Here is a 7,725-nt window from a genome sequence, read left to right as displayed (position 1 = left end):
GTGTATAAGAGACAGCGCCACCAGCGCACCGCGCAGGAAGAACCGGTTCATCTTGCTGCCCAGCTCGGTGAGATCGGCCTCGGCGCGGTAGGACTCCAGCAGTACCGCGAGCGCTTCCCGGTAGTTGTCGTCGTCGGGGCCGAAGTCGTCCAGGCCCACCATCTTGGTGGCCGAGGCGTGCAGATCCTCGACGGTTCCGACGTTGGTTCGCGTCGTCATCAGTTGTGGTACTCCCCGCAGTTGACGTCGAGGACCTGGCCGGTGATGCCGCTGGCCAGATCGCTGGATAGGAACAGCACCGCCGAGGCGACCTCGTCCTCGGTGGGCAGCCGCTTCAGATCGGATTGCGCTGCCGTCGCGGCGTAGATCTGCTCGACGGTGGTGCCGTACTTGCCGGCCTGATGGGCGAAGTAGCCCTGCAGCGTGTCACCCCAGATATATCCGGGCGCAACGGAGTTCACCCGGATGCCCTGTTCTCCGAGTTCAGAGGCCAGCGACTGCGACATCGCCAGCAGTGCGGCCTTGGCCATCTTGTAGGCGCCGTACTTGGGCTGCGAATGCCGGATCACCATCGAGTTCAGGTTGACGATGGCGCCGTCGGCCGCAGCCAGGGCGGGCGTGAGGCCCTGCGTCAGCCGCAGCGCACCGAGGCAACTGAGCTCGATGGCATCGCGGATGTGCGAAAAAGTGGTCTGCGCCAGCGGCTTCATCGACGGCACCCGGAAGGCGTTGTTGATCAGCACGTCGATGTGGTCGAACTCCGCGGAGGCCGCCTGCACCAACGTCGCCACCTGCTCGTCGTCGGTGATGTCGGTCGGCACCGCCAGCGCCCGGCGCCCGGCGGCCCGAACCTGCTGCGCCACCGCCTCCAGGCGATCGGCACTGCGCGCGACCAGCACCAGGTCGGCACCTTCGGCTGCGAACCGGTGCGCCAAAGTGGTGCCGAGCCCCGGCCCGACTCCGCTGATCACCACGACTTTGTCAGTCAGCATTCCGGTCATCTTCACCCCAGCATTCTGTTGGCGATTTGGCGCTGACGCTGCGCGATACGCGCACGCCAGGCGTCCTGCGAAATCTTGTTGTGGTCGTAGAAGGGCAGTGCGGCCTCGACGCCGTCGACGTCGATGAGATCCACGGTCGGGCCGTCGGCCTCGGTCAGCGTTCGCGACACCCGCTGCCAGCGGAACTGCAGGAAGCCGCGCCGGTGCCCACACGTCTCGACCCAGTTGGTGATCCCGGGGTCGGTGTCGGAGACCACGATCCGGATCTTGCCGTCCGGATCGGCTTGTGCCTGAGTTCCGTTCAGCGATGTCTGGTGATTGATGTAGTCCAGCGAGATGTACCACAGGCTGCCCAGCTGGAAGCCCAGGTACGGCGCATCCGAGACCGGCAGGGTGATCAGCAGCGCCTGGCCGGGCTCGAGGTCGTAATGCCCGGCCGAGGAGTACTGGGTGGCCAGCCCGCCCGGGGTGAGGCGCGGTGCCACCATGGTGTTGACCGGCAGGTTGAGGTAGAACCACTGCGGAAAGGCCAGCCAGGTCTTGACCCGGTTGATCAGTTGCTTTCCGGCTGCGGCATAACGCTTCTCGATCAGCTGGCGGGTCGGCGGCGGCGGGGCGGTGCCCTCGGTGTCAGTGCGGGAGATCGACAGCGTGCCGCGCCGGGCGTCCCAGTCGTTGTAGACCTCGCGGATCACCAGCTGGGCCGGGGTCTTCGGCTGGAAGCGCCAGCTGAAGGTGCCGTCGGGTGCGATGTCGAGTTCGCGGTCGTCGAAGGCCGCCTCGCTGGCCGGGACGTTGGCGTCGGTGTATTCGCCGCCGAGCAGCTGGAAGCTCAGGTCGGTGGTGGTCCCCCGGGTACCGCGCACCACGTAGTCGTTGCCGGGGCGCACCACGGTGCCGAAGTAGAGCGTGTCGGGGTTGTCCAGGCCCATCTTGGTGAACGGCCCGGTGCCCGACAGCAGGAACGGGTGGTCGCGCTCGCCGTTGAAGGCGGCGTGCACGCAGGCCTCGATGCCGCCGGCGAGGTATTGCAGGCCTTCGAGTAAGTCGGCCTCGGACTCGATGTGCGGGGCGGCGGCGACCAGCTTCTCCGCCTCGGCGATCGCGGCCGACAGGGGTTCGGAGTACATCGCTGCAGCACCTCTCGATCGCGATCCGGTCCATTATTGAACCGAAGTGGTAGATATCTCGAACCGACTGTAGATGGTCGCGGTAGCATGCTGCAATGGCTGCGGCTGAACAGGCGGGGGTCGAAACCTCGGCACCCCGACGGGCCGTGCGCGCGTCACCCCCGACCGAACGGGTGGTGAGCGTTCTCCAATTCCTGGCCGGCCATCCAGACCAGAGCTTCGGTGTCTCCGAACTCGCCCGCCGCACCGGACTGGCCAAGCCGACGTGTCTGGGCATTGCCAACGCCCTGGCCGATGCGGGTTACCTGCGACGAGACGATTCCGAGAAGACCTACCGCCTCGGGCCGGGACTGATCTCGTTGGGCCGTGCCGCCCAGCAGTCACTGCGGGTCGGTCCCGAGGCACGCGAACACCTGCGCCGACTGTCCGCGGAGTTCGCCACCTCCGCCGCGCTGAGCGCCGTGGTCGACGACCGGATCACCGTGCTCGAACTCGCCGCGGCTCCCAACACGCATCCGGGGGTTCAGCCCGGCCAGAGCTATCCATTCGCCCCGCCGGTCGGTTTGATGTTCGTGCTCTGGGACGACCACGCCCTGCGGGAGTGGCTCTCCCGGGCGCCCACCGTCCCGTTGCGGTCGGAGAGCGAGCGCCTGCAGCGCGTCATCGACGAGTGCCGCGCCGACGGGTATCTGGTCGAGCGGCTGACGCCGGGCGGCCAACGGCTGTACGCGTTGATGGCGGGCCTGCCCAGCGACCTGCCCGGCGAACTGCGGGCCCTGCTCAGCGAACTCGTCTCCGATATCGGCGAACGGGTGTACCTGCGCAGCGAAGCCGGTGGCCGGGGCCGGCACGAGATCAGCGTGCTCTCGGCGCCGGTCTACGATCACCATCAGCGCCAGGCGATGGTGCTGTCGCTGCACGCGAGGCAGGCGCTGACCGACTCGGAGATCAGTAGATGGGCCCGGGGGCTGCTCCGGACCGCCGACGCGCTGACCGCCCAACTCGGCGGCAGCAAGCCCGCACCGCTGTCAGGCACGGCGCCATGACATTGCCGGCCGCCGAGCGACTCGCGCTGTCCGAACTCGTGCACCGCTACGCCGGGCACGTCGACACGCGGCGATTCGACGAACTTGCCCAATTGTTCACCGCGGAAGCCGAACTCGTCCTGCCCGACCCGCCGGATCGGCTGGAGCCGTGTGTGCACCACCACGGCCACGCCGGCGTGCGAGAGGCGATGTCGGGCCTGGCCGGTGTCACCCGGACTCAGCACGGCGTCATGGGTGAGTTCTATACCGGCGGCGACACTGAAAACCCCCGCGGCGACGTCGCGTTCGGCGAGATCACCGGGATTGCGCATCATTGGATGAAACGGGGCGCCACGTTCACCGACTACGTCTGGTACCTGCGCTACCGCGACACCTATCACCGTGTCGGGCCCGGCTGGCGGATCGCCCGGCGCGCGCTGACCATCGACGCCATCGAATCCCGGCCGGCTGATCAGGTGCGGTCATGACACCTGCCCGCCCGACTCAGATCTCTTTGCAGCTGCGGACTTTCACCGACGACGCCGATCACGACTGGGCCACCACCCTGGCCCTCGGCCGGGCGATGGACGCCGCCGGCGTTGATCGCGTCGTGGTCTCCGACCATGTGGTGTTCGGCGAGAATCCCCAGGCCTACGCCGACCCCCGGCTCGGCGGCATCGCCGGCGGACGCCAGCCGACCGGGCCGGACGGCCAGTGGCTGGACCCCCTGATCGTGCTGACCGCGCTGGCCGCGACCACCACCCGCATCCGGCTGGGCACCGCGGTGTTGCTGGCGGCGCTGCGCCGGCCCGCGGTGCTGGCCAAGGAGCTGGCCACCCTGGACGTGCTGTCGCAGGGGCGGCTGGATCTCGGGGTCGGTGTCGGCTGGCAGCGCGAGGAATACCAGGCCGCCGGCTTGTCCTTCGAGCGCCGCGGGCGCCTGCTGGACCACACCCTGGAGGTGTGCCAGGCGCTGTGGACCCAGCAGCGCAGCAGCTACGCCTCCCCGGAGCTGACTTTCGCCAACGTTCATCAGATGCCCAAACCGCTGGCGCCCGGGGGCATTCCGATCTGGGTGAGCGGGACCGTCAACGACGCGGTGGCGCGCCGGCTGGCCCGGTTCGGGTCGGGCTGGATCCCCTGGGGCCCTGCGATGCGCGACCCGGCCGGCGCCATCGCCCCGATGAAGGATCGCATCGCCGCACTGGGCGGCGATCCGAGTGACCTGCAGGTCCTGGGCCACGCAACCACCGTCAAACGCCCGGACGGCTCGCTGGACACCGCAGCGACCGCGGCCTGCGCCCCGGAGCTGGTGGCCGCGGGGGTCACCGATGTGCGGGTCACATGCTCGCTGCCCAAGGACATCGGTCGGGCCACCGATCTGCTCACCGAACTCGTCGCGGCATTCCGCGCCGCAACCTAAGGAGACGCCGATGGAAAAGGTCATAATCGTTGCGCGGAGCGCCGATTTCAACGAACAGTGGTGTCAACGTCTGCGGGGTCCGATCGCGGCGCAACTTCTCGATCTGGGACTGCCGGGCGTCGTGGCCAACGTGCGCGACGCACCGGTGCGCGACTCCATGATGACCCTGACGACGCTGGACCCGCCGGCCGCGGCCGTCATCAGCCTCTGGACCCAGCAGTACTACGGCGAAGCCACCCGGGCAGCCATCGCCTTGATCGAAGCCGAATCCGATTCGGCGCACGCATATCTGGTGACGGAATCGGTGCCCATGGCACCGCCGGATCTCGGGGAGGGCCGGCGCACCCGGGGGCTGGCCAATGTGGCGTTACTGCGCCGGCCCGCTGATTTGGACGAGGCGACCTGGCTGCACCGCTGGCACATCGACCACACCCAGGTCGCGATCGACACCCAGGCGACCTTCGGCTACACCCAGAACGTGGTGATCCGCGCGCTCACCGCCGATGCGCCGCAGATCGACGCCATCGTCGAGGAGAACTTTCCCGATGAGGCGGTGTCGGATCCCTACGCCTTCTACGGCGCGTCCGATGAAGCCGATCTTCACGATCGGGTGGGCCGGATGATCGCCAGTGTCGCCGCGTTCGGCGCGCACCTCAACATCGACACGGTGCCCACCAGCCGCTATGTGTTCCGGTCACCGTTCGTCACACACACTGCTGCGACAGCGTGATCAACGCCTCCCGTACATGCGGGTGCCGTTCGAGGTAGGCGAGCGTCGGATTCGGGGCACCGGGATCCTCCTGCCTGCCTCGTTCGTCCAGTTCCGCCCGGACGTCCGGATGCCGGTTCAGGTAGGCGTCGATGGATTCGCCGACGGTCTGGTCGCACTGCGGCGCGGCGTTGGCCACCGGTGTCAGGACAGCGGCCACGCTGAACAGCCCACCCGCAATCGCTCGAGTAACGCTCATCTTTCGACGGTACCCACGTTTCAGTTCACGCTGGCCAGGGCGAACGGCAGCACCTGCGGCGCTCCGGCCGCGCGCACCACGCGGGCCGCCATGGTCAGCGTCCACCCGGTGTCGGTCACGTCGTCGACCAACAGCACCGGACCGACGTCGGCGGGAAGCGACGCCGGCGGCTGCCAGCGGCCCTGCAGCGCGGCGACCCGGTAGGCAGAGTTCGCTGCCGCCGTCGCGCCCCGGCCGGGCGCATACCGCAGGGTGTCCAGGCGCACCAGGCGACCCAACTCGGCCAGCCGGTCGGCGAGCGAACCGATCAGCACCGGGTGGGTTGTCGAATCCAGCGCCATCACCGCGGTCGGCCGGGTCTGCCACTCCCAGCCGGCCAACACGCTCACAGCGGCGCGGACCACCTCGTCGGGCACTGGCTGGTCCGGCTCGTCGAGCAGGCGACGCAGCCGCACGCCCCACCCCAAGTCGGTGAGCCGGCCGATCACCCGGCCGGGTTGCGGTCCGTCGGTGATCCGGCCCGACAAGTCCACCCCGAGCTGCGCCAGTCCCGACGGCCACTGGCGCCGCGGGGTGATCTCCACGCCGGGACGCATCAACCGCTCCCGGGTGGCTGCGGTGGCGGCGGGATCGACTTCGGCGTCGAAGCGCGGACCGGCGCAGTTGTCGCAGCGCCCGCATCGCTCACCGGCGCTCAGGTGCGGGTCGTTGAGTTGGGCGCGCAGGAAGCTCATGCGGCAGTCGTCGGTGCGCTGGTAGTCGAGCATGGCCTGCTGCTCGGCCCGGCGCAGCTCCTCGAGCTTGCGGTAGCGCGGCTCGTCATAGGTCCACGGGGCGCCGGTGGCCAGCCAGCCGCCTTTGACCCGGCGCACTGCGCCGTCGACGTCGAGGACCTTGAGCACCATCTCCAGCCGTGACCGATTCAAGTCGACCCTGGCCTCCAGCGCCGGCGTCGACAGCGGCTGCTCAAGGGACAGTTCGCCGATCACCTTGCGCACCAACGACTCTGCCGGGAAGGCCAGCGACGCGAAGTAGCTCCAGATGTCGGAGTCCTCGGTACCGGGCAGCAGCACGACCTCGGCGCTCGCGGCGGAGCGTCCGGCCCGGCCGACCTGCTGGTAGTAGGCGATCGGCGAAGACGGCGCGCCCAGGTGGACGACGAAACCCAGGTCGGGCTTGTCGAATCCCATGCCCAGCGCCGAGGTGGCGATCAGCGCTTTGACCCGGTTGGCCAACAGGTCGGCCTCGAGTTGTTCGCGGTCTGCCGAGTCGGTGGCTCCGGTGTAGGCAGCCACCGTGAAGCCCTGGGCACGCAGGTCGGCAGCCACGTCGTGGGCTTGGGCGACGGTGAGCGTGTAGACGATTCCCGATCCGGGCAGCCGGTCCAGGTGAGCCCCGATCCACGCCGCACGCTGCGCCGGCCCGCCCGCCTGCACCACCGACAGCCGCAGCGTTTCCCGGTCCAGACCGCCACGCAGCACCAGCGTGTCGCCACCGCCGACACCGAGTTGGCCCGCGACATCGGCGACCACCCGGTCGTTGGCGGTCGCCGTGGTGGCCAGCACCGGGATGTCGGCGCCGAGCTCGGCGATCAGCGTGCGGATGCGCCGATAGTCGGGCCGGAAGTCGTGGCCCCAGTCCGACACGCAATGCGCCTCGTCGACGACGACCAGCCCGGCCTTAGCGGCCAGGGCCGGCAAAACCTCGTCGCGGAAATCGGGATTGTTGAGCCGCTCCGGGCTGACCAGCAGCACGTCGAGATCACCGGCGGCCACCCGGCGCTGCACGTCGGCCCATTCGGTGACGTTCGACGAGTTGATGGTGGCCGCCTGCACACCGGCACGCTCCGCTGCCGCGACCTGGTTGCGCATCAGCGCCAGCAACGGCGACACGATCACCGTCGGTCCTTGCCCGGCAGCGCGCAGCAGCTTCGCCGCGATGAAATACACCGCCGACTTGCCCCAGCCGGTCCGCTGCACCACCAGCGCGCGCCGACGCGCCACCACCAGCGCCTCAATCGCGGTCCACTGGTCGTCGCGCAGCTGCGCGCCGGGTCCGGCCAGCTGCTCCAGAATCGCCTGGGCTTGCGGCCGTGTGGTCATGCCGCGGTTATTTCGCGGCTCGCTCCCGCTGGATCTCCAGGGCGATGTCGATGAGTTGGTCCTCCTGGCCGCCGAT

8 protein-coding genes and 1 pseudogene are annotated in these 7,725 nt (G+C 69.1%); 4 read left to right on the top strand and 5 right to left on the bottom strand.

The genetic code is table 11. The features are described from left to right. The 3 genes and pseudogenes from LI92_RS18335 to LI92_RS18325 form a co-directional block, all read right to left on the bottom strand. Window positions 1-219 (bottom strand): annotated as a pseudogene (locus LI92_RS18335) (sulfotransferase); the annotation flags it as partial. Next, complete coding sequence (locus LI92_RS18330; protein ID WP_046321457.1) at window positions 219-1,001, bottom strand: SDR family oxidoreductase; 783 nt, start codon at window positions 999-1,001, stop codon at window positions 219-221. The pseudogene LI92_RS18335 and the gene LI92_RS18330, both read right to left, overlap by 1 nt. A gap of 2 nt (window positions 1,002-1,003) precedes the next feature. After that, window positions 1,004-2,131, bottom strand: coding sequence for a hypothetical protein (locus LI92_RS18325; protein WP_046321456.1), 1,128 nt, complete (start codon window positions 2,129-2,131; stop codon window positions 1,004-1,006). A 95-nt stretch (window positions 2,132-2,226) separates the two neighbouring features. Here LI92_RS18325 and LI92_RS18320 point away from each other — a divergent pair, with 95 nt between their 5' ends. Genes LI92_RS18320 through LI92_RS18305 form a run of 4 tightly spaced genes read left to right on the top strand, consistent with a single transcriptional unit; the run spans window position 2,227 to window position 5,309 of the window. Next, window positions 2,227-3,177 carry an IclR family transcriptional regulator gene (locus tag LI92_RS18320; protein WP_046321454.1) on the top strand — a complete coding sequence of 317 codons (951 nt, stop codon included), beginning with the start codon at window positions 2,227-2,229 and terminating at the stop codon, window positions 3,175-3,177. Beyond that, on the top strand, window positions 3,174-3,644 hold the full coding sequence (locus LI92_RS18315) for a nuclear transport factor 2 family protein (RefSeq protein ID WP_046321453.1): 471 nt from the start codon (window positions 3,174-3,176) through the stop codon (window positions 3,642-3,644). Before LI92_RS18320 ends, LI92_RS18315 begins: the two co-directional genes overlap by 4 nt. Continuing rightward, a complete protein-coding gene (locus LI92_RS18310) occupies window positions 3,641-4,579 on the top strand; it encodes a TIGR03619 family F420-dependent LLM class oxidoreductase (protein WP_046321451.1) in 939 nt (312 codons plus the stop codon). The genes LI92_RS18315 and LI92_RS18310 overlap by 4 nt, the downstream gene beginning before the upstream one ends. 10 nt (window positions 4,580-4,589) lie before the next feature. Then, a complete protein-coding gene (locus LI92_RS18305) occupies window positions 4,590-5,309 on the top strand; it encodes an EthD domain-containing protein (RefSeq protein WP_046321449.1) in 720 nt (239 codons plus the stop codon). Here the strand turns inward: LI92_RS18305 and LI92_RS18300 are convergent. Further along, window positions 5,284-5,547, bottom strand: a complete 264-nt coding sequence (locus LI92_RS18300) for a heme-binding protein (RefSeq protein WP_046321446.1) — start codon at window positions 5,545-5,547, stop codon at window positions 5,284-5,286. The genes LI92_RS18305 and LI92_RS18300 overlap by 26 nt on opposite strands. Window positions 5,548-5,567: 20 nt before the next feature. Further along, window positions 5,568-7,649, bottom strand: a complete 2,082-nt coding sequence (locus LI92_RS18295; protein WP_046321444.1) for a RecQ family ATP-dependent DNA helicase — start codon at window positions 7,647-7,649, stop codon at window positions 5,568-5,570. Between the last annotated feature and the right edge of the window lie 76 nt (window positions 7,650-7,725).

Origin of the sequence: Mycobacterium sp. UM_Kg1 (assembly GCF_000972925.1) — a bacterium.
GTDB lineage: Bacteria > Actinomycetota > Actinomycetes > Mycobacteriales > Mycobacteriaceae > Mycobacterium > Mycobacterium hiberniae.
Note: the sequence above shows the minus strand (reverse complement) of the source record. Positions and strands in the feature narration are given on the sequence as shown.

What these genes read in the sequence shown, in the direction of transcription:
- LI92_RS18330 (WP_046321457.1), bottom strand. Translation starts at nt 1,001, where the DNA reads ATGACCGGAATGCTGACTGACAAAGTCGTGGTGATCAGCGGAGTCGGG.
- LI92_RS18325 (WP_046321456.1), bottom strand. Translation starts at nt 2,131, where the DNA reads ATGTACTCCGAACCCCTGTCGGCCGCGATCGCCGAGGCGGAGAAGCTG.
- LI92_RS18320 (WP_046321454.1), top strand. Translation starts at nt 2,227, where the DNA reads ATGGCTGCGGCTGAACAGGCGGGGGTCGAAACCTCGGCACCCCGACGG.
- LI92_RS18315 (WP_046321453.1), top strand. Translation starts at nt 3,174, where the DNA reads ATGACATTGCCGGCCGCCGAGCGACTCGCGCTGTCCGAACTCGTGCAC.
- LI92_RS18310 (WP_046321451.1), top strand. Translation starts at nt 3,641, where the DNA reads ATGACACCTGCCCGCCCGACTCAGATCTCTTTGCAGCTGCGGACTTTC.
- LI92_RS18305 (WP_046321449.1), top strand. Translation starts at nt 4,590, where the DNA reads ATGGAAAAGGTCATAATCGTTGCGCGGAGCGCCGATTTCAACGAACAG.
- LI92_RS18300 (WP_046321446.1), bottom strand. Translation starts at nt 5,547, where the DNA reads ATGAGCGTTACTCGAGCGATTGCGGGTGGGCTGTTCAGCGTGGCCGCT.
- LI92_RS18295 (WP_046321444.1), bottom strand. Translation starts at nt 7,649, where the DNA reads ATGACCACACGGCCGCAAGCCCAGGCGATTCTGGAGCAGCTGGCCGGA.